The sequence below is a fragment of the Palleronia pontilimi genome (assembly GCF_016412875.1).
Classification (GTDB): domain Bacteria; phylum Pseudomonadota; class Alphaproteobacteria; order Rhodobacterales; family Rhodobacteraceae; genus Palleronia; species Palleronia pontilimi.
The window spans coordinates 175443-193788 of sequence record NZ_JAEKPD010000007.1; the positions used below are offsets into that span (position 1 = coordinate 175443).

Below are 18346 nucleotides of genomic sequence, written 5' to 3' on the forward strand. Positions count from 1 at the left end.
ACCGGCGCAAGGGTGTCCTAAGTGACACCCAAGCCCGGAGGCCACGCCCATGTCATTCTTCAACAAGCTGAAATCGAAGCTGTTCAAGTCGTCGTCCAAACTGGACGAAGGCATCGACGCCATCGTCGAGGAACAGGGCGAGATCGCGCCGCCCGAGGCCGACGCGCCCGCGCCGGCACCCGATCGGGCGCCGCCCCCGCCCCCCGAAAGCCCGCCGGTCGAGCCGGGACCGGGCCCGCGCCCCGAGCTGGCGCCCGAGCCCTTCCCGGCGCCGCAGGACCCCGAACCCGCCCCGGCGCCGCCCGAGGTGCCGCAGGATACGCCGCCCGAGACGCCGCCTGAGCCCCCCGCAACGGTCGAGACCGAGACGCCGCCGCCCGCCCCCGAGCCCAAGCGCGGCGTCATCGGGCGCCTGATCGGACGGACTCCGCCCGCGGCGCCGGTCATGCGGCGGCCGCTGGACGACGCCATGCTCGAACAGCTCGAAGACCTGCTTATATCCGCGGATATGGGCGTGGACACCGCCGCCCGCGTCACCGCCAATATGGCCGAGGGCCGCTTCGGCAAGCGCCTGAGCACCGGCGAGATCAAGGCGCTCATGGCCGCCGAGATCGCCCGCATCATGGAGCCCGTCGCCAAGCCCCTGCCGATCTACGCCAAGAAGCCGCAGGTCGTGCTGATCGTGGGCGTCAACGGCTCGGGCAAGACGACGACCATCGGCAAGCTGGCCGCGCAATTCCGCGCGGCGGGCAAATCGGTGGTGATCGCGGCGGGCGACACGTTCCGCGCGGCGGCCGTCGAGCAGTTGCAGGTCTGGGGCGAGCGGGCGGGCGTGCCGGTGCTGACCGCGCCGCAAGGCAGCGATCCCGCGTCGCTGGCCTTCGACGCCATGGGCAAGGCCGAAGCCGACGGCGCCGACCTGCTGATGATCGACACGGCGGGCCGCCTGCAGAACCGCGCCGACCTGATGGAAGAGCTGGCCAAGATCGTCCGCGTGATCCGCAAGAAGGATCCTGACGCGCCGCACAACACCGTGCTGGTGCTGGACGCGACCACGGGCCAGAACGCGCTGAGCCAGGTCGAGATCTTCCAGAAGATCTCGGACGTGTCGGGGCTGGTGATGACCAAGCTCGACGGCACCGCGCGCGGCGGCGTCCTGGTGGCGCTGGCCGACAAGTTCGGGCTGCCGATCCACGCCATCGGCGTGGGCGAGCAGATCGACGACCTGGCCCCCTTCGACCCCGAGGAATTCGCCGCCGCGCTGACCGGCGCGGATGCCTGACCGGCCCGGCCCGTGGCGGCGCGCGGCACCGACCGGCACGATCACGCACACGTCATCGCGGGCCACCTACGCCGCCCCACCGGCGCGCCCTAGATCCATGGCAACATCAACAGGAGTTGCCGCACATGGCCCGTCCCAAGCCTGGTTTCCCGATCGTCGTCGCCCTGGCCCTGGCGTTCACGATCGCCTCGCTCAACCTGCTTTACGCCCAGGGCGAGACGCCGCCCGCGCCGCGGCCCGATCCGGCCGCCAGCGGCGCGCAGATGACGGACGGCCCCATGGCCGACGGACACATGGCGGGCATGGCGCAGGGCGACGGCGCGCATGGGACGATGGCCGATGGCATGGGGATGACGCCGACGGGCGATCCGGACGTGGATTTCGCGCGCGGGATGATCGTGCATCACCAGGGCGCCATCGACATGGCCCGGACGGTGCTGGACAGCGGATCGGACCCCGAGATCCGCGAGCTCGCCGAAGCCATCGTGGCCGCGCAGCAGGCCGAGATCGCGTTTCTCACCGACTGGCTGGACCGGCACGGCGGCTGAGCCGCGGGCATGGACGTGACGCGCCCGCCCGGCGCGCGGCGTGAGCGGCTGGCTCACGTCCCTCGAGGGCACGGCGACCGGGCACACCCTGGCGCTTATCCTCGCGCTGACGGCGGCGATCCTGCACGCCGTCTTCGGGGCTTTGCAGAAGGGCCGTCACGACCCGTGGATCAGCCGCATGGCCATCGACGCCAGCTACGGCACCATGGCGCTGCCCTTCGCGCTGTTCGTCGTGCCCTGGCCCGAGCCGCATATGTGGCCGATCTTCGCGGGCGCCTACGCGATCCACGTCACCTACAAGCTGCTGCAGGGCTATTGCTACACCAAGGGCGCGTTCACCGTGGTCTATCCGGTGGTGCGGGGCACCGGGCCGCTCTTTGCCGTGATCGGTGCCAGCGTCGTCTTCAGCGAGACCTTCACCGCGCCGCAATGGGCGGGCGTGGCGGTGCTGCTGGCGGGGATCTACGGGCTTGCCATCTACAACCTGCGCCACGTCACGATCGACCGCGAGACCATGCCGCTGGCTTTGGGGCTTGCGGTGCTGACGGGTCTGTTCGTGGCGCTCTACACCACCTACGACGCCTACGGCATCCGCGCGACGGCCGATCCGTTCACGTTCCTGGCGTGGTTCTTCCTGATCGACGGTCTGGGATTCGCGCCGCTGGTGGCGTTCTTCCACCGACGCAAGGTCGCGCAGATCGCCGATTGGGGCGCGCTGGCGCGGCGCGGGATCACCGGCGGGCTGGTGGCGTTCGGCAGTTTCGGGTCGATCATGCTGGCCACGCGGCTGGACAAGGTGGGCGAGGCGGCGGTGTTGCGCGAAACCTCGACCGTGTTCGCGGCGCTGATCGGCTGGCTGATGCTGGGCGAGAAAACCGGCCCGCGCAGGCTGGTGCTCATGGCGCTGATCGCGCTAGGAGCTGTCATCGTGGAAATCGGCGGATAAGGGCACCCCATGTCTGACACATCGAAAAAGGGATTGGTGACCGCGCTGGAGCTTGGCCCCGTGGCGCTGTTCTTCCTGGGCTACCTGCTGCTGCGCGAGCGCACCTTCACCGTGGCGGGGCAGGAATATTCCGGCTTCATCCTGATGACCGCGCTGTTCGTGCCGATCCTGGTCGTGTCCATGGCGCTGATCCGGAAGATCACCGGCGCGCTGTCGAAGATGCAGGTGGTCACGCTGGTGCTGGTGGTGGTGTTCGGCGGGCTGACCGTGTGGCTGAACGACGAGCGGTTCTTCAAGATGAAGCCCACGCTGATCTACCTGATCTTCGGCGTGATCCTGGGTTTCGGCCTGCTGCGCGGGCAAAGCTACCTGAGGGCCGTCATGGGCGGCGTGCTGCCGCTGGACGATGCGGGCTGGATGATCCTGACGCGCCGCTTCTGCGCGTTCTTCTTCGGGCTGGCGGCCCTGAACGAGCTTGTCTGGCGCACCATGTCCACGGATGCCTGGGTGAACTTCAAGACATTCGGGCTGACCGGCGCGATCTTCGTGTTCTTCCTACTCCAAAGCCGCCTGTTCCGCGACCACGGCACCGGCGACGCCGACTGACGGCGCAATTCAGGTATTTGTGGAAAGATGAAGCCGGGGCGGGGGGTCCGAACGGGTCCCGGGCGCGTCCGTTTCGCGGTCGGGGCGTCGCGCGCGGAGTCTCTGGGTCTTGCGCCGCGCGCGGATCTTTCGTAAGTCCGGCCCGTCGAAGGGGCGGAACAGCCCCGGGCATGAGCAGGGTCGGTCATCCACCGACCCTTTTTGCCATACCCGGACCCGTGCCCAAGACCAACCCAAAGACCGGCGGAGACAACCGCGCGGCCCGTATAAACCGCTAAAAGGAACTCATAGGCCACATGGCTCAAAACGCATCCATGGAGGAATTCGAAGCCCTCCTGAACGAAAGCTTCGACATCGACACGCCCGACGAAGGGTCTGTCGTCAAAGGTCGGGTCCTCGCCATCGAGGCAGGACAGGCCATCATCGACGTCGGCTACAAGATGGAGGGCCGCGTCGATCTGAAAGAATTCGCCGAACCCGGACAAGCCCCTGAAATCGCTGTCGGCGACGAGGTCGAAGTGTATCTGCGCCAGGTCGAGAACGCCCGCGGCGAAGCCGTCATCAGCCACGAGATGGCCCGTCGCGAAGCCGCGTGGGACCGTCTGGAAAAGGCCTATGCCGACGAGAACCGCGTCGAAGGCGCGATCTTCGGCCGCGTCAAGGGTGGCTTCACCGTGGATCTGGGCGGCGCGGTCGCGTTCCTGCCCGGCTCTCAGGTGGATGTGCGCCCGGTGCGCGATGCGGGCCCGCTCATGGGTCTGAAGCAGCCGTTCCAGATCCTGAAGATGGATCGCCGCCGCGGCAACATCGTCGTGTCGCGCCGCGCCATCCTGGAAGAGTCCCGCGCCGAGCAGCGCGCTGAGGTCATCGGCAACCTGGCCGAGGGTCAGGCCGTGGACGGTGTGGTCAAGAACATCACCGAATACGGTGCCTTCGTGGACCTGGGCGGCGTCGACGGCCTGCTGCACGTCACCGACATGGCGTGGCGCCGGGTCAACCACCCGTCCGAGATCGTCACCATCGGCGAGACGATCAAGGTGCAGGTCATCAAGATCAACAAGGAAACCCACCGTATCAGCCTGGGCATGAAGCAGCTGCAGGACGATCCGTGGGACAGCGTGGAAGCCAAGTTCCCGCTGAACTCGGTGCATACCGGTCGCGTCACGAACATCACCGATTACGGTGCGTTCGTCGAGCTCGAGCCGGGCGTCGAGGGCCTTGTGCACGTCTCGGAAATGTCGTGGACGAAGAAGAACGTCCATCCCGGCAAGATCGTGTCGACCAGCCAAGAGGTCGAGGTCATGGTGCTGGAGATCGACACCCAGAAGCGCCGCGTGTCGCTTGGTCTGAAGCAGACCATGCGCAACCCGTGGGAAGTCTTCGCCGAAACCCATCCCGAGGGCACCCAGGTCGAGGGCGAGGTGAAGAACATCACCGAATTCGGTCTGTTCGTCGGTCTCGAAGGCGATATCGACGGCATGGTGCACCTTTCCGACATCAGCTGGGACCAGCGCGGCGAAGAGGCGATCCAGTCCTTCCAGAAGGGCGACACCGTGCAGGCCGTCGTCACCGAGGTGGATGTCGAGAAAGAGCGCATCAGCCTCAGCATCAAGGCGCTGGATGACAGCTTCACCGGGGCGACCGAGGGCGTGAAACGCGGCTCGATCATCACCGTGGAAGTCACCGCGATCGAGGATGGCGGCATCGAGGTGGAATACGAGGGCGCCAAGTCCTTCATCCGCCGCTCCGACCTGTCGCGCGACCGCTCCGAGCAGCGCCCCGAGCGCTTCGGGGTGGGCGACAAGGTCGACGTGCGCGTCACCAACGTGGACCAGAAGACGCGCCGCCTGGGCCTGTCGATCAAGGCCCGCGAGATCGCCGAAGAGAAAGAGGCGGTCGAACAATACGGCTCGTCCGACTCGGGTGCGTCGCTGGGCGACATCCTGGGCGCCGCTCTGAAGGGCGACGAGTGACCTGAAGCCAGACCTTTTCACGGGTCGCAGAACAACCCCGCGCACCTTGGTGTCGCGGGGCTTTTCTTGTCCGGGTGCGGCGCTGTCGGGGCTTGCGAATCGCTTTGGCGCGGGCGGGCCCATGGCTCGACGGGCGCTGCCCGGTTTCCCAACCTCCTTGATAATACGGCATCTTTGCGCATGACCTGAGTGCGGATTGCCGCGATTCCCGCCGATGGATGGTTTCGTAAATCGAATTTCCCGCTATAGTCGGTGTGTTGCCGAATGCGCCGGACGTGCGTGAGTTACAGGGGGGATAGTTGCCGATGATCCGGTCTGAATTGATTCAGAAGATCGCGGACGAAAATCCGCATTTGACCCAGCGTGACGTGGAACGCATCGTCGGGACCATCTTCGACGAAATCATCAGCGCCATGTCCCGTGGCGATCGTGTCGAGCTGCGGGGCTTCGGCGCGTTCTCGGTGAAGAAAAGAGATGCGCGACAGGGGCGGAACCCTAGGACCGGCGAGTCGGTTCATGTAGAAGAGAAGCACGTGCCGTTCTTCAAGACCGGCAAGCTTCTCAGGGACCGCTTGAACGAAGGATGAACTGCGAATGAGCCTGGTGAAATACGTCTTCCTCGCGGTGCTGGCCGTCCTGCTGATCGTGGTGGCGCTCGCCAATTCCATGGCGGTGACGCTGCGCGTGCTGCCCGAAACGATGGCGGGCTTCCTGGGCTGGTCGTGGCAGATCACGCTGCCCATGTTCGTGGTCATCCTGGGCGCGGTCATCCTGGGGCTGCTGATCGGGTTCCTGTGGGAATGGCTGCGCGAGCACAAGCACCGCGTCGCCGCCCGCAACGAGCGCCGCGAGAGGGAAGCGCTGCAGCGCGAGAACGAGCAGCTGAAGACCGACCGCCGGGGCGCGTCGCGCAACGACGACATCCTGGCCCTGCTGGAAGACGGCAGCGTTCCGCGCTGATCCCATGACCGACATTCGCGTGAAGATCTGCGGGCTCTCGACCCCCGAGGGCGTGGAGGCGGCCGTTCAGGCGGGCGCGTCCTATCTTGGCTTCGTGTTCTTTCCCAAATCGCCCCGCAACGTGGCGCTGCCGCTGGCCGCGATGCTGGCGAGCTCGGCGCCGCCCGGCGTGGCCAAGGTGGCGCTGACGGTGGATGCGGATGACGCGGCGCTGGACCGGATCGTCTGCGCCGTGCCGCTGGACATGATCCAGCTGCACGGTGCGGAATCGCCCGCGCGCGTGGCCGAGATCCGCAGCCGTTATGGCCTGCCGGTGATGAAGGCCGTGGGGGTGGCGTCCGAGGCCGACCTGGCGGCGCTGGACGCCTATGCCCGGGTGTCGGACCAGCTTCTGGTGGACGCGAAGCCGCCGCCGGACGCGGACCTGCCGGGCGGCAACGGGCTGGCCTTCGACTGGCGCCTGATCGCGGGCCGCCGCTGGTCCGTGCCGTGGATGCTGGCGGGCGGGCTGACGCCCGACACGGTGGCCGAGGCGGTGCGGCTGACGGGGGCGGCGCAGCTGGATGTGAGCTCGGGCGTCGAAAGCGCGCCGGGCGTGAAGGATCCTGCGCGGATCGGCGCCTTCCTGCGCGCGGCCCGCGAGGCGTAAGGCAAGGGCGGCGGCACCCGGGAACCGGCCGGGTTCACGGTTTCTTAATCAAGTTCGGGTGTGGTCGAAGCCATGTCCCTTATGCCCGATCACGTGACCCCCGAACGCTGGCTGGCGCAGATCTTCGCGTCCGGCGAAGCGCGGCGCGGCGGCGTGGTCAAGCGCCAGGTCAGCGATGTGGAACGGCTGGTGGGCCGCAGCGCCTTCGCGGCCGAAGTGGCGCGCCGCGGCTACCAGGCAGTCGAGAACGGCCGCCATTTCGTGATCTTCTGCAATGGCAGTCCCGTCCTGCGCGTCCGGGCCGAAGGGCCTGTGAAGGCCCTTCCCGAACGCTCTTGCAAGAGCGTTTGACCGCCGCGGGGCCGCGGCGGTCGGAAGGCGTTTCAAACGCCTTCGGTCTGCGTCCATACGGGTGCTTGCCCTCGACCGCCCGCGGGGCTACCCCCAAGGCGTGATCCCGCTGCGGAGTGAGCGCCATGCCCAACGACCTGTTCAATTCCTTCATGACCGGCCCGGACGAGAAGGGCCGCTTCGGCCAGTTCGGCGGCCGCTTCGTGTCCGAAACGCTGATGCCGCTGATCCTGGAGCTGGAACGCCAATACGAGCACGCCAAGACCGACGACAGTTTCTGGGCCGAGATGCACCACCTCTGGACCCATTACGTCGGGCGGCCCAGCCCCATGTATTTCGCCGAGCGGATGACCGACGCGCTGGGCGGCGCCAAGATCTACCTGAAGCGCGACGAGCTGAACCACACCGGCGCGCACAAGATCAACAACGTGCTGGGCCAGATCATCCTGGCCCGCCGCATGGGCAAGACCCGCATCATCGCCGAGACGGGGGCGGGCCAGCACGGCGTGGCCACCGCCACGGTCTGCGCCAAGTTCGGGCTGAAATGCATGGTCTACATGGGCGCGCATGACGTCGAGCGGCAGAAGCCCAACGTCTTCCGCATGCGCCTGCTGGGCGCCGAGGTCGTGCCGGTGACCAGCGGCCGCGGCACCCTGAAGGACGCCATGAACGACGCGCTGCGCGACTGGGTGACCAACGTGCGCGACACGTTCTACTGCATCGGCACCGTCGCGGGCCCGCATCCCTATCCGGCCATGGTGCGCGATTTCCAGGCGATCATCGGCAAGGAAGCGAAAGAGCAGATGCAGGCCGCCGAGGGCCGTCTGCCCGACACCCTGATCGCCGCGATCGGCGGCGGGTCGAACGCCATGGGCCTGTTCTATCCTTTCCTGGACGACAAGGACGTGCAGATCATCGGGGTCGAGGCCGGCGGCAAGGGCGTCAACGCCAAGATGGAGCATTGCGCGTCCCTGACCGGGGGCCGTCCCGGCGTGCTGCACGGAAACCGGACCTACCTGCTGCAGGACGATGACGGGCAGATCCTGGAAGGGTTCTCGATCAGCGCGGGGCTGGATTATCCCGGCATCGGGCCCGAACATTCGTGGCTGCACGATATCGGCCGCGCCGAATACGTGGCGATCACGGACCGCGAGGCGCTGGAGGCGTTCCAGTTCTGCTGCGAGAAAGAGGGGATCATCCCCGCTTTGGAGCCCAGTCACGCGCTGGCCCACGTGATGAAGATCGCGCCGGACCTGCCGAAGGATCACATCATCTGCATGAACATGTGCGGTCGCGGCGACAAGGACATCTTCACCGTGGCCAAGGCGCTGGGGTTCGACATGGACACCGGCGGCTGATCCACCCGCGGCGGTGCTGCCGAGCCTGCGGATTTGTCAAGGCGTCCGGTTGGTGTGCGGGGTCCGATCCCGGCGCTGCGCGGTCCGTTGTCGCTAGCGGGTCAGGTACAGGATGTCGAAATCCGATTCGAGCAGCGGATAGGGAAACATGAGCCGCGCGGTCGTGTCCGAGGTCTGCTCGAACACGGCGACCTGCGGGATGGTCTGGTTGGGCTCAAGGGGCTCCTGACCGGCGGGAAGGGCGGCGTAGTCCATGGCGGGCGCATCGCCCGTGTAGCCGACGCCGCGATAGACCGCGCGGCCTTCTTGAAATGCGATGGTGCCTTCGGTCTGCTGCGATCCGGTCAGCTTCTCGAAGGTCCATTCGGTCGGCCCGATGCCGCGGATGCGGCAGTCGAAATCGGTGTAGACCACAAGCCCGACCGCGCCGCCCAGCTTCAGCGTGCGGCAGTTCCAGTCGCCCGAGGGCGTGGGCGGCACCGGCGCGCCCGAGAGCGCCCGGGTCAGGATGGCGACATCCGCGTCGGCCCCGGTCGACAAAGCCTGCAACAGCGCGTCGCCCGCCGCCGTCTCGAAGCGCGCCAGCCGGTCGAGATCCGCATCGCGCAGGGGCGGTGCCGCCAGGGCGGGCAGGGCGCCCAGCAGCAGCGCCAGGCCGCTAGCGCGCAGCATGGCGGGTCAGAAGGTCCAGCGAGACCACGTCGAGTGCGCGGATATGGGTGGATTCCAGGTGCACGCGGGGACCTGCGTTTTCTTCGGCGGCTTGCAGGAAGCGGCTGGCGCACAGGCACCAGCGGTCGCCGGGCTTCAGTCCCGCGAAGCCGAATTCGGGGCGCGGGGTGCTCAGGTCGTTGCCGAGATACTTGGAGAACGCCAGGAACTCGGCCGTCATCACCGCGCAGACGGTATGCGAGCCTTCATCCGCGGCGCAGGTGTTGCAATGCCCGTCGCGGAAGAAACCGGTGACGGGGTCGGTCGAGCAGGGTTCCAGATCGGTCCCCAGCACGTTGATCGAAGGCTCTTGTTCCATGGGGCCACCCTATGCCGCTCAGCGGAAGCGGTCCACGAGCTTCTGCATGGCGCTGCGGGTATCGTCGGGCGCGGGGGCGGGCTTCGGGTCGGGCTTGGGCTCGGTCGTGTCGGCTTTCGCGGGGCCCTTCGTGCCGGTCGAGGGGCGCTGCGGGCTGAGCCGCAGGGCCACGGCGTTCAGGAATTTCGCGGTGTCGCCCTGGGCCAGCGCGGGCGCGCCGTCGGACACGCCGCGCAGCATGTCGTCCAGCCAGTCCTGGTCGGCCTTGGCGAAATCGCGCAGCACGTAGCCCGGCACCGCGTCCTTGTGGCCGGGATGGCCCACGCCCATGCGCACGCGGGCGTAGTCCGGCCCGATATGGGCGTGCAGCGAGCGCAGGCCGTTATGGCCCGCGTGACCGCCGCCGGTCTTGGCCTTCAGCTTGCCGGGCGCCAGGTCGATTTCATCGTGGAACACCACCACGTCCGACGGGTCGAGCTTGTGGAAGCGCATGGCTTCGCCCACCGATTGGCCGGACTTGTTCATGAACGTGTCGGGCTTCAGCAGGACCACCTTCTGCCCGCCCAGCCGCCCTTCCGAGACGTGGCCCTGGAACTTGGCGCGGAAGGGGGGAAAGCCGTGATCTTCGGCGATCCGGTCCACGGCCATGAAGCCGATATTGTGCCGGTTGGCCGCGTATTTCCCGCCGGGATTGCCCAGGCCCACGAACAGACGCATGGCTGTCTCCGATTTGTTGCGCGGTTCCTGACTGGCGCATCCGGGGGCTTTGCGCAAGGTGACGCGACCGGCGCGGGTTTGCGGGACGCGGGATGCGGAAACGAAAACAGGGCCCGGTTAGGACCGGACCCTGTCGCATTCCGCGGTGAGGCGCAGGACGATCAGCTTTCGCTGTCGCCCTCTTCGCCATCGGGCGGGCCCATCTCGGTGGTGGGCACCTCGTCGACGGCGACCTCTTCTTCGTCGTCTTCGGCTTGGCTGGCCAGGCCGGACGGCGGCTGGATGTTGGCGATCACGAAGTTGCGGTCAATGGTCGGACGCGTGCCCGCGGGCAGGTCGATCATCGATATGGTCAGCGTATCGCCGACCTCGAGACCCGCGACCGAGCCCACCAGCTTTTCGGGGATGTCGCCCGCGGTGCAGCGCAGCTCGACTTCCGGGCGCACCATGGTCAGCACGCCGCCGGACTTCAGGCCGGGGCTGTCTTCTTCGCCCTCGATCTCGACCGGGATGAACAGCGACACGCGGCTGTTGCGGTTCAGGCGCATGAAGTCCACGTGGGTCGGCAGGTCCTTCACCACGTCGCGCTGGACGCTGCGGCAGATAACGCGCACGTCGTCCTGGCCTTCGACCTTCATGTTGAAGAGCGTCGCCAGGAAGCGTCCGGCCTTCAGCTGCTTGATCAGCGCGTTGTAGGGCACGTTGATGGCAAGGGGGTCCTTGCCGCCGCCATAGACGATGCCGGGCACAAGGTTGTCGCGACGAGCTTGACGGGCGGCCCCCTTGCCTGTCCCCGTGCGTTCCATCGCGATGATGTCAGGTGTTTCGCCTGCCATGATCTTAATCTCCTAAGGTTGCAAATTCCCGCCGCCTCCAAGGGTGGGCACACGGGACAAGCGGCGCGTTTAAGGCAGGGCCGGGCGATTGGCAAGTCCGAAGCGGGCGCGCCGGGGGGCGGGGGCCCATTTCCGGCCCGTAGCCGCGTTGATATGCTGGGCGGCCGCCATCGCGCACCGCTTTCGCAGCAGGTCGCGCGCCTACCAGATCGGCTGGCGCAGCCAGAGGCAGGCGAGCGGCGGGACGACGATCCGGCCCCCCTGCATCTGCGGCAGCGCGTCGCCGTTCAGCACGTCCGTGGGGCGCGCGTCTTCGGGGATTGCCAAGTCGGCGGGAGGGATGCTTTGCGCGTCCTCGCTGAAATTGCAGACCATCCAGAGCGTGGCGTTGGTGCCGGGGCGGATCATGGAAAAGAGCCGCCCGTGCCCGGTGTGCAGGATGCGCGACGGCACGTCGCCGCCCAGCTCGGGGCAGGCGGCGCGGACCTTCAGGATATGGCGCAGCGCGCGCCAGATTCGGCCATGGGGCGCGTCCGAGGTCTCGGCCGTCTCTGCCCGGTCCCAGTCCATGGCGGGGCGCTGCATCCAGCGCCCGTCGCCCGCGCGGTCGGGGTCGGTCGCGTAGGCGCGGTCGTTCAGAAGCCCCAGCTCGTCGCCCATGTAGATCAGCGGCACGCCCCCGAAGCCCGCGATCAGCGCGTGGCCCAGGTTGATCCGCTTGATGGCTAGGTCGATCAGCGCGTCGTCCCCCGCCTCGAGCGCGGCTTCGAGCCCGGCTAGCGACGCGAAGCTGCCATTGGTGCGCTTGTCGCCGGTGACTTCGTTGACCTGGAAATCCGCGCCGCGCGCGAAGCTGCCGTCGAACCGGCCCGCGTAGAAATCCGCCAGGAAGCCGCGGTGCCCCGGCCCGGAAACGCCGTGCGCCTCGGCGTCGTCTTCGGTGATCGCCCAGCCGATATCGTCGTGGCAGCGGATATAGGTGGCCCATTCGGCGTTGATGAAGCGGTCGGGGAAGTAATGCGACAGCACGTCGGTCATCAGCTGCGTCTCGCGCGTGGCCAGCGCCGACCAGAACTGCACCATCAGGCTGTTGTGATAGGCCAGGTTGCAGACCTTGCCCGTATGCCGCCCGGCGCCGAGATAGGGGACCAGCTGGTGCGGGCCGACGATGGCCTCGGCCTTGAAGATGGTGGCGGGTGCGGCGACGGACGCGGCCTGGTTGATCGCCTGCAGGATGTCGTGGACTTCGGGCAGGTTCTGGCAATCGGTGCCGAGCCGCTTCCACATGAAGGCCACGGCGTCCAGGCGCAGCACCTCGGCGCCCGCGTTGGCGAGGTCCAGGATGATGTCGAGGATCGCCAGGAACACCTCGGGGTTGGCCCAGTTCAGGTCCCACTGGAAACTGTTGAACGTGGTCCAGACCCAGGCCTGCATGTCCTCGTCATAGGTGAAGTTGCCGGGCGCCTGGTTGGGGAAGACCTCGTGCAGGGTTTTCTCGTATTCCAGCGGCTCGTCCGGGGTGTCGTAGATGCGGTAGAAGGCGCGGTAGAAGGGATCGCCCGCGCGGGCCTTCTGCGCCCAGTCGTGTTCGGCGGCCGTGTGGTTCAGCACCATGTCGATGCAGGGGCTGATCCCGGCCGCGCGCATGTCGCGGGTGACCTGCCTGAAATCGGCCATGGTGCCCAGCTTCGGGTCGATCTTTGTGTAGTCCATCACCGCGTAGCCGCCGTCGCTGTCGCCGGGGCGCGGCATGAGGCAGGGCATGAAATGGGCGTAGGTGATGCCGAAGCTTTGCAGGTAGGGGATCCTTTCGCCGACCCCCTGCATGCTGCCCGCGAAGCGATCCACGTAGAAGACATAGGCCGCCATCTTCGAGCTTTGGAACCAGTGCGGATCCAGGTCGCGCTTCAAATCCAGCAACCGCAGATCGTCTGGGCGCGCGGCCCAGCGCCGGGCCAGTAGGTCGTGCAGCCGATCCATCAGCGTGTCGATGGGCATGGCGTCGCCGTAGAGCCGCTGCAGCGGCTGGCTGGTGGACTCGAAAGCGCGCGCCCAGCGCAGGTCGAACAGCTGGTCGTCGGTCACGCTGCTGGTGGCGGGCCTGGGCGTCGTCTTCGGGGGCATGGGATCCTTGAGTGACAAGCGCGCCTACCAGTTGCCACGATAGCGGTAGAAGGCGTCGTCGGTCAGCAGGATATCGCGGTTCACGTCCTTCACGTCGTTGCGGCCGCAAAGCGCCATGGTCGTGTCCAGCTCCTTGTGGATGACGGTCAGCGCGTCGGTCACGCCCTGCTTGCCCTTCGCGCCCAGCCCGTAGACGAAGGCGCGGCCGATATAGGTGCCGGTGGCGCCCATGGCCAGCGCCTTCAGCACGTCCTGGCCCGAGCGGATGCCGCTGTCGAGATGGATCTCGGTCTGGCCGCCCACGGCGTTGACGATTTCGGGCAGCGCGCGGATCGAGCTGATCGCGCCGTCCAGCTGCCGCCCGCCATGGTTGCTGACGATGATCGCGTCGGCGCCCACGTCCAGAGCCGCGCGCGCGTCGTCGGGATCCATGATGCCCTTCAGGATCAGCTTGCCGCCCCACATGTCGCGGATCTTCTTGACCTTGGCCCAGTCGAGCCGGGGGTCGAACTGCTCTGCGGTCCAGGACGACAGGGACGACACGTCGCCCACCCCCTTGGCGTGGCCGATGATGTTGCCGAAGCTGCGATGCTTGGTCTGCAACATCTCCAGCCCCCAGCCGACCTTGGTGCTGAGGTTGACGATGTTCTTCAGCGTGGGCTTCGGCGGGGCGCTGAGGCCGTTCTTGATGTCCTTGTGGCGCTGGCCCAGGATCTGCAGGTCCAGCGTCAGGATCATGGCGGTGCAGCCCGCTTTCCGGGCCCGCTCGATCACGTTTTCCAGGAAGTCGTAATCCTTCATCACGTAAAGCTGGAACCAGAAGGGCTTGGTGGTCGCCGCGGCCACCGCCTCGATCGAGCAGATCGACATGGTGGACAGGCAGAACGGCACGCCGAATTCCTCGGCCGCCTGTGCCGCCAGGATCTCGCCGTCGGCGTGCTGCATCCCGGTCATGCCGACGGGGGCCAGCGCGACGGGCATCGCCACGTCCTCGCCGATCATCTGGCCCGCGGTCGAGCGGTTGGCCATGTCCACCGCCACGCGCTGGCGCAGCCGGATCAGGTCGAAATCGGACGTGTTGTCGCGAAACGTCTGCTCGGTCCACGACCCGCTTTCGCAATAGTCGTAGAACATCTTCGGCACGCGCCGCTTGTAGAGGCGCTTGAGGTCGGCGATCTCGGTGATGGGGGTGGCCATTGCGTACTCCTGAGCGGCGGGGGAAGCGGCCTAGTGCAGCTTCAACGCCGGGCGCACGACGTTGTTGATCTTCGACACGACGATCTGCGCCGCGCCCCGGAACCAGCCATGCACGTTCAGAATGTGCATCCGGTAAAGCGACATGTAGGCGGCGCGCGCGATGCGGCCCTCGATCGCCATCTTGCCGCCCACCAGGTTGCCCATCAGGCTGCCGATGGTGGCGAAGCGCGACAGCGACACCAGCGATCCGCGGTCGTTATAGACGAACTGTTTCAGCTTTTCGCCGCGCTGGGCGCGGGCGAGGTTCTCGAACACGCAATCGGCCATCTGCTGGGCGGATTGCGCGCGCGGCGGGATGGGCCGATCCGCGCCGGGCAGTGTGCAGGACGCGCAATCGCCGATGGCGAAGATGCGGTCGTCCACCGTGCTTTGCAGCGTCGGCTTCACGACGATCTGGTCCAGCTTGTTCAGCTCCAGATCGCCCATGCCGCGCACCGCGTCGTCGCCGCGGACGCCCGCGGCCCACAGGATCATCGTCGCGTCGAGCGCGCCGCTGTCCTTGATGTGAACGCGGCCCGGCTCCATCCGGCTGACCATCGCACCGGTGCGCACATCGACGCCCAGGCTGGTCAGCTGGTCCTTCACGCTGTCCGAGATCTTTTCGTCCAGCGCGGGCAATAGCCGCGGCCCGGCTTCCAGCAAGGTCAGCTGGATCGCGCTGTCGTCGAACACTTCCAGCCCGTAGGATTGCAGCGCCTTGGCCGAATTGACCAGCTCGGCCGACAGCTCGACCCCCGTGGCGCCGCCGCCGACGATGCAGATGGGCAGGGTGGCGTTCTCGCCGCGCTGGCGCGCCTGGTTCACCCTGAGGCAGGCGTTCAGAAGCGTCTGGCGGAAGCGGTCGGCCTGGCCGCGATCTTCCAGGAACATGGCGTGCTCGCGCACCCCTTCGATGCCGAAATCGTTGCTGACACCGCCCATGGCCAGCACCAGGTAATCGTAGCGGATCTCGTGGCGGTCCACGATCACCTTGCCCTCTTCGTCCAGCAGCGGCGCGGTGGTGACGGTCTGGCCATCGCGGTCGATGCTTTCCAGGCCCGCGTTGAAGAACCGGTAGCCCCAGCGCGCGGCGTGCCCGCCATAGCCGACCTCGTCCAGGTTGGGGTCCAGCGATCCGGCCGCCACCTCGTGCAGCAGCGGCTTCCACACGTGGGTACGGTTGCGGTCGATCAGGATGATGTCGTGCTTCTCGCGGCCGTATCTCTTGCCCAGCTTGCGCACCAGGCCCAACCCCGCGGCGCCGCCGCCCACCACCACGATCTGTGTCTTGCGCTTGGCCATGTCAGGTCTCCGAAGGGTTGCGATGCCGCATCGTCTGTAAAGCTATTGTGAAGCTAGCGGAAAAATCCGCCATGCCAATGCGCCCCGTGTCGCAGCGGCGCGCGACCCCCTGCTTCATCTTTCAATAAATACCTGAAACGCCACGCCCGCACCGCGCGCCGTCCTCAGGCCGAATGCGCGCCCTCGGCCAGCCCGCGCACGAAGTCCAGCACCGCGTCGCGCGACTTGCCGTTCGCCATTTCCGCCACGATGGCCGAGCCCACGACGCAGCCATCCGCGATTTCCGCGATGCCCTTTGCCATTTCGGGGGTGCGGATCCCGAAGCCCACGATCACCGGCAGGTCCGTCTTCGCCTTGATCCGGGCCACCTCCGGCGCCACGTCCGACGGTTGCGGCGCGGCGGCCCCGGTGATGCCGGTGATCGACACGTAATAGACGAAACCGGACGTGTTCTGCAGCACCTTGGGCAGGCGCGCGTCGTCGGTGGTGGGCGTGGCCAGCCGGATGAAGTCGATTCCCTTGGCCAAGGCGGGCAGGCACAGCTCGTCGTCCTCTTCGGGCGGCAGGTCCACCACGATCAGCCCGTCGATCCCGGCCTCTTTCGCGTCGTCGAGGAACGCGTCCACCCCGTGATTGTAGATCGGGTTATAGTAGCCCATCATCACGATGGGCGTGGTGTCGTCGCCCGCGCGGAAGTCGCGCACCATCTGAAGCGTCTTTTTCAGCGTCTGTCCGCCCGCCAGCGCCCGCTGGCCCGCAAGCTGGATCGTCTCGCCATCGGCCATGGGATCGGTGAAGGGCAGGCCCAGCTCGATGATGTCGACACCGGCACCGGGCAGGCCCTTGATGACCTCCAGCGACGTGGCATAGTCGGGATCGCCGCCCATGGTGTAGCTGACGAAGGCCTTGCGCCCTTCGGCGTTCAGCCGTGCGAAACAATCTGCGATGCGGCCCATGTCGCCCCCCCTGATGCTGACGCTCTGCATAAGCGCGCGGGGGGATATTGTTCAATGCCCGATCCGCGCCTATCTGAGTGCCATGAACTATGTACTCGCGCTTTTCCTGCCCCCGCTCTCGATCCTGCTGACCGGCCGGATCTTCACCGCCATCATCACGTTCATCATCTGGGTGCCCGCGATCATCTTCTCGGGCGGACTGACCCATCCGATGTTCATCGTGCTGGCGTGGATCCTGATCTACCAGTCCCACGCCGACCGGCGCGACCGCGTCTGACCTTGTGCTGATCCCGCGCGCCCCCTAGATGGGGCGCGGATTTACGCGCAAGGGGATCATGTCATGGGCTTCAAGATGGGCATCGTCGGGCTGCCGAACGTGGGCAAGTCGACGCTTTTCAACGCGCTCACGAAGACCGCCGCCGCGCAGGCCGCGAATTTTCCCTTCTGCACGATCGAGCCCAACGTGGGCGAGGTCGCCGTCCCCGACGCGCGGCTCGACACGCTGGCCGGGATCGCCAAGTCCAAGCAGATCGTGCCCACCCGCATGACCTTCGTGGACATCGCGGGGCTGGTGAAAGGGGCGTCCAAGGGCGAGGGGCTGGGCAACCAGTTCCTGGCCAATATCCGTGAATGCGACGCCATCGCCCACGTGCTGCGCTGTTTCGAGGATGACGACGTGACCCACGTGGACGGCCGGGTGAACCCGGTCGAGGACGCCGACACGATCGAGACCGAGCTGATGCTGGCCGACTTGGAATCGGTGGAAAAGCGCCTTGCGGGCCTGTCGCGCAAGGTGCGCGGCGGCGACAAGGAAGCGGTGCAGCAGGAACGCCTGTTGCAGGCCGCGCAGGCCGCGCTGGAGGCAGGCAAGCCCGCCCGCAGTGTCGAGGTGTCCGACGAGGACGCGCGCGCGTGGAAGCTGCTGCAATTGCTGACGTCGAAGCCGATCCTCTATGTCTGCAACGTGTCCGAGGCCGAGGCCGCCACCGGCAACGCCCATTCGGAAGCCGTGGCGCAGATGGCCGCCGAGCAGGGGGCGGGCGCCGTGGTGATCTCGGCCCAGATTGAGGAAGAGATCGCCCAGCTGGACGCCGACGAGGCCAAGGAATTCCTGGACGAGTTGGGCCTGGACGAGCCCGGGCTGGACCGGCTGATCCGCGCGGGCTACGAGCTTTTGGGCCTGCAGACCTACTTCACGGTGGGCCCCAAGGAGGCGCGCGCCTGGACCATCCGCGAAGGCACCACCGCGCCCAAGGCCGCGGGTGTCATCCACGGCGATTTCGAGCGCGGCTTCATCCGGGCCGAGACCACCGCCTACGATGACTACGTTTCGCTTGGGGGCGAGCAGGGCGCCAAGGACGCGGGCAAGATGCGGGTCGAGGGCAAGAGCTATGTCGTCAAGGATGGCGACGTGATGCACTTCCTGTTCAACGCTTGACAATATCCAACGGTATATACATACAGTCGTATAT

General features: G+C 67.0%; 20 protein-coding genes. 12 read left to right on the forward strand and 8 right to left on the reverse strand.

Going from position 1 to position 18346, the window contains the following annotated elements; translation table 11 throughout:
* Positions 1–49: 49 nt before the first annotated feature.
* The 10 genes from ftsY (at position 50) to trpB (ending at position 8673) form a co-directional block, all read left to right on the forward strand.
* A complete protein-coding gene (gene ftsY, locus ILP92_RS08015) occupies positions 50–1282 on the forward strand; it encodes a signal recognition particle-docking protein FtsY (protein WP_198915861.1) in 1233 nt (410 codons plus the stop codon).
* 125 nt (positions 1283–1407) lie between these two features.
* A complete protein-coding gene (copM, locus tag ILP92_RS08020) occupies positions 1408–1830 on the forward strand; it encodes a CopM family metallochaperone (protein ID WP_198915862.1) in 423 nt (140 codons plus the stop codon).
* A 40-nt stretch (positions 1831–1870) separates the two neighbouring features.
* Positions 1871–2776 carry an EamA family transporter gene (locus ILP92_RS08025; protein ID WP_198915863.1) on the forward strand — a complete coding sequence of 302 codons (906 nt, stop codon included), beginning with the start codon at positions 1871–1873 and terminating at the stop codon, positions 2774–2776.
* Between the two features lie 9 nt (positions 2777–2785).
* On the forward strand, positions 2786–3382 hold the full coding sequence (locus ILP92_RS08030) for an inner membrane-spanning protein YciB (protein WP_198915864.1): 597 nt from the start codon (positions 2786–2788) through the stop codon (positions 3380–3382).
* A 296-nt stretch (positions 3383–3678) separates the two neighbouring features.
* On the forward strand, positions 3679–5355 hold the full coding sequence (rpsA, locus tag ILP92_RS08035) for a 30S ribosomal protein S1 (RefSeq protein ID WP_198915865.1): 1677 nt from the start codon (positions 3679–3681) through the stop codon (positions 5353–5355).
* A gap of 305 nt (positions 5356–5660) precedes the next feature.
* Entirely contained in the window at positions 5661–5942 is a 282-nt protein-coding gene (ihfB, locus tag ILP92_RS08040) for an integration host factor subunit beta (RefSeq protein ID WP_198916015.1), read from the forward strand.
* 7 nt (positions 5943–5949) lie between these two features.
* Positions 5950–6315 (forward strand): LapA family protein, encoded by a 366-nt coding sequence (locus ILP92_RS08045; protein ID WP_198915866.1) that lies wholly within the window; start codon positions 5950–5952, stop codon positions 6313–6315.
* Between the two features lie 4 nt (positions 6316–6319).
* Positions 6320–6964 (forward strand): phosphoribosylanthranilate isomerase, encoded by a 645-nt coding sequence (locus tag ILP92_RS08050; protein ID WP_198915867.1) that lies wholly within the window; start codon positions 6320–6322, stop codon positions 6962–6964.
* A gap of 72 nt (positions 6965–7036) precedes the next feature.
* Positions 7037–7315: an N-(5'-phosphoribosyl)anthranilate isomerase gene (locus ILP92_RS08055; RefSeq protein WP_198915868.1), complete on the forward strand. Its 279-nt coding sequence runs from the start codon at positions 7037–7039 to the stop codon at positions 7313–7315.
* Positions 7316–7440: 125 nt separating this feature from the next.
* Complete coding sequence (gene trpB / locus ILP92_RS08060; RefSeq protein WP_198915869.1) at positions 7441–8673, forward strand: tryptophan synthase subunit beta; 1233 nt, start codon at positions 7441–7443, stop codon at positions 8671–8673.
* A gap of 93 nt (positions 8674–8766) precedes the next feature.
* Here trpB and ILP92_RS08065 read toward each other — a convergent pair whose 3' ends face one another.
* From ILP92_RS08065 to trpA, 8 genes are all read right to left on the reverse strand, one after another.
* Positions 8767–9345, reverse strand: a complete 579-nt coding sequence (locus ILP92_RS08065) for a DUF4893 domain-containing protein (protein ID WP_198915870.1) — start codon at positions 9343–9345, stop codon at positions 8767–8769.
* Positions 9332–9703 carry a DUF2237 family protein gene (locus ILP92_RS08070; RefSeq protein WP_198915871.1) on the reverse strand — a complete coding sequence of 124 codons (372 nt, stop codon included), beginning with the start codon at positions 9701–9703 and terminating at the stop codon, positions 9332–9334. The genes ILP92_RS08065 and ILP92_RS08070 overlap by 14 nt, the downstream gene beginning before the upstream one ends.
* Before the next feature lie 18 nt (positions 9704–9721).
* Positions 9722–10420: an aminoacyl-tRNA hydrolase gene (pth, locus tag ILP92_RS08075; protein ID WP_198915872.1), complete on the reverse strand. Its 699-nt coding sequence runs from the start codon at positions 10418–10420 to the stop codon at positions 9722–9724.
* A gap of 161 nt (positions 10421–10581) precedes the next feature.
* Positions 10582–11256: a 50S ribosomal protein L25/general stress protein Ctc gene (locus ILP92_RS08080; protein ID WP_198915873.1), complete on the reverse strand. Its 675-nt coding sequence runs from the start codon at positions 11254–11256 to the stop codon at positions 10582–10584.
* Positions 11257–11457: 201 nt separating this feature from the next.
* On the reverse strand, positions 11458–13380 hold the full coding sequence (locus tag ILP92_RS08085; protein WP_198915874.1) for an alpha-amylase family protein: 1923 nt from the start codon (positions 13378–13380) through the stop codon (positions 11458–11460).
* 24 nt (positions 13381–13404) lie between these two features.
* A complete protein-coding gene (locus ILP92_RS08090) occupies positions 13405–14577 on the reverse strand; it encodes an alpha-hydroxy acid oxidase (RefSeq protein WP_198915875.1) in 1173 nt (390 codons plus the stop codon).
* Between the two features lie 30 nt (positions 14578–14607).
* Positions 14608–15918 carry an NAD(P)/FAD-dependent oxidoreductase gene (locus ILP92_RS08095; protein WP_198915876.1) on the reverse strand — a complete coding sequence of 437 codons (1311 nt, stop codon included), beginning with the start codon at positions 15916–15918 and terminating at the stop codon, positions 14608–14610.
* Positions 15919–16082: 164 nt separating this feature from the next.
* The gene (trpA, locus tag ILP92_RS08100; protein WP_198915877.1) at positions 16083–16874 is read right to left on the reverse strand and encodes a tryptophan synthase subunit alpha; all 792 of its coding nucleotides are present in this window, start codon (positions 16872–16874) and stop codon (positions 16083–16085) included.
* An 82-nt stretch (positions 16875–16956) separates the two neighbouring features.
* On the opposite strand from trpA, the gene ILP92_RS08105 reads away from it, so the two are divergent.
* Both ILP92_RS08105 and ychF read left to right on the forward strand, forming a co-directional pair.
* Complete coding sequence (locus tag ILP92_RS08105; protein ID WP_198915878.1) at positions 16957–17151, forward strand: hypothetical protein; 195 nt, start codon at positions 16957–16959, stop codon at positions 17149–17151.
* A gap of 63 nt (positions 17152–17214) precedes the next feature.
* On the forward strand, positions 17215–18312 hold the full coding sequence (gene ychF, locus ILP92_RS08110) for a redox-regulated ATPase YchF (protein ID WP_198915879.1): 1098 nt from the start codon (positions 17215–17217) through the stop codon (positions 18310–18312).
* The last annotated feature ends 34 nt before the right edge of the window (positions 18313–18346 follow it).

Excerpts from the sequence above, each read along its gene's own strand:
- ftsY (WP_198915861.1), top strand. The coding sequence starts at position 50 with ATGTCATTCTTCAACAAGCTGAAATCGAAGCTGTTCAAGTCGTCGTCC.
- copM (WP_198915862.1), top strand. The coding sequence starts at position 1,408 with ATGGCCCGTCCCAAGCCTGGTTTCCCGATCGTCGTCGCCCTGGCCCTG.
- ILP92_RS08030 (WP_198915864.1), top strand. The coding sequence starts at position 2,786 with ATGTCTGACACATCGAAAAAGGGATTGGTGACCGCGCTGGAGCTTGGC.
- rpsA (WP_198915865.1), top strand. The coding sequence starts at position 3,679 with ATGGCTCAAAACGCATCCATGGAGGAATTCGAAGCCCTCCTGAACGAA.
- ihfB (WP_198916015.1), top strand. The coding sequence starts at position 5,661 with ATGATCCGGTCTGAATTGATTCAGAAGATCGCGGACGAAAATCCGCAT.
- ILP92_RS08045 (WP_198915866.1), top strand. The coding sequence starts at position 5,950 with ATGAGCCTGGTGAAATACGTCTTCCTCGCGGTGCTGGCCGTCCTGCTG.
- ILP92_RS08050 (WP_198915867.1), top strand. The coding sequence starts at position 6,320 with ATGACCGACATTCGCGTGAAGATCTGCGGGCTCTCGACCCCCGAGGGC.
- ILP92_RS08055 (WP_198915868.1), top strand. The coding sequence starts at position 7,037 with ATGTCCCTTATGCCCGATCACGTGACCCCCGAACGCTGGCTGGCGCAG.
- trpB (WP_198915869.1), top strand. The coding sequence starts at position 7,441 with ATGCCCAACGACCTGTTCAATTCCTTCATGACCGGCCCGGACGAGAAG.
- ILP92_RS08065 (WP_198915870.1), bottom strand. The coding sequence starts at position 9,345 with ATGCTGCGCGCTAGCGGCCTGGCGCTGCTGCTGGGCGCCCTGCCCGCC.
- ILP92_RS08070 (WP_198915871.1), bottom strand. The coding sequence starts at position 9,703 with ATGGAACAAGAGCCTTCGATCAACGTGCTGGGGACCGATCTGGAACCC.
- pth (WP_198915872.1), bottom strand. The coding sequence starts at position 10,420 with ATGCGTCTGTTCGTGGGCCTGGGCAATCCCGGCGGGAAATACGCGGCC.
- ILP92_RS08080 (WP_198915873.1), bottom strand. The coding sequence starts at position 11,256 with ATGGCAGGCGAAACACCTGACATCATCGCGATGGAACGCACGGGGACA.
- ILP92_RS08085 (WP_198915874.1), bottom strand. The coding sequence starts at position 13,380 with ATGCCCCCGAAGACGACGCCCAGGCCCGCCACCAGCAGCGTGACCGAC.
- ILP92_RS08090 (WP_198915875.1), bottom strand. The coding sequence starts at position 14,577 with ATGGCCACCCCCATCACCGAGATCGCCGACCTCAAGCGCCTCTACAAG.
- ILP92_RS08095 (WP_198915876.1), bottom strand. The coding sequence starts at position 15,918 with ATGGCCAAGCGCAAGACACAGATCGTGGTGGTGGGCGGCGGCGCCGCG.
- trpA (WP_198915877.1), bottom strand. The coding sequence starts at position 16,874 with ATGGGCCGCATCGCAGATTGTTTCGCACGGCTGAACGCCGAAGGGCGC.
- ILP92_RS08105 (WP_198915878.1), top strand. The coding sequence starts at position 16,957 with ATGAACTATGTACTCGCGCTTTTCCTGCCCCCGCTCTCGATCCTGCTG.
- ychF (WP_198915879.1), top strand. The coding sequence starts at position 17,215 with ATGGGCTTCAAGATGGGCATCGTCGGGCTGCCGAACGTGGGCAAGTCG.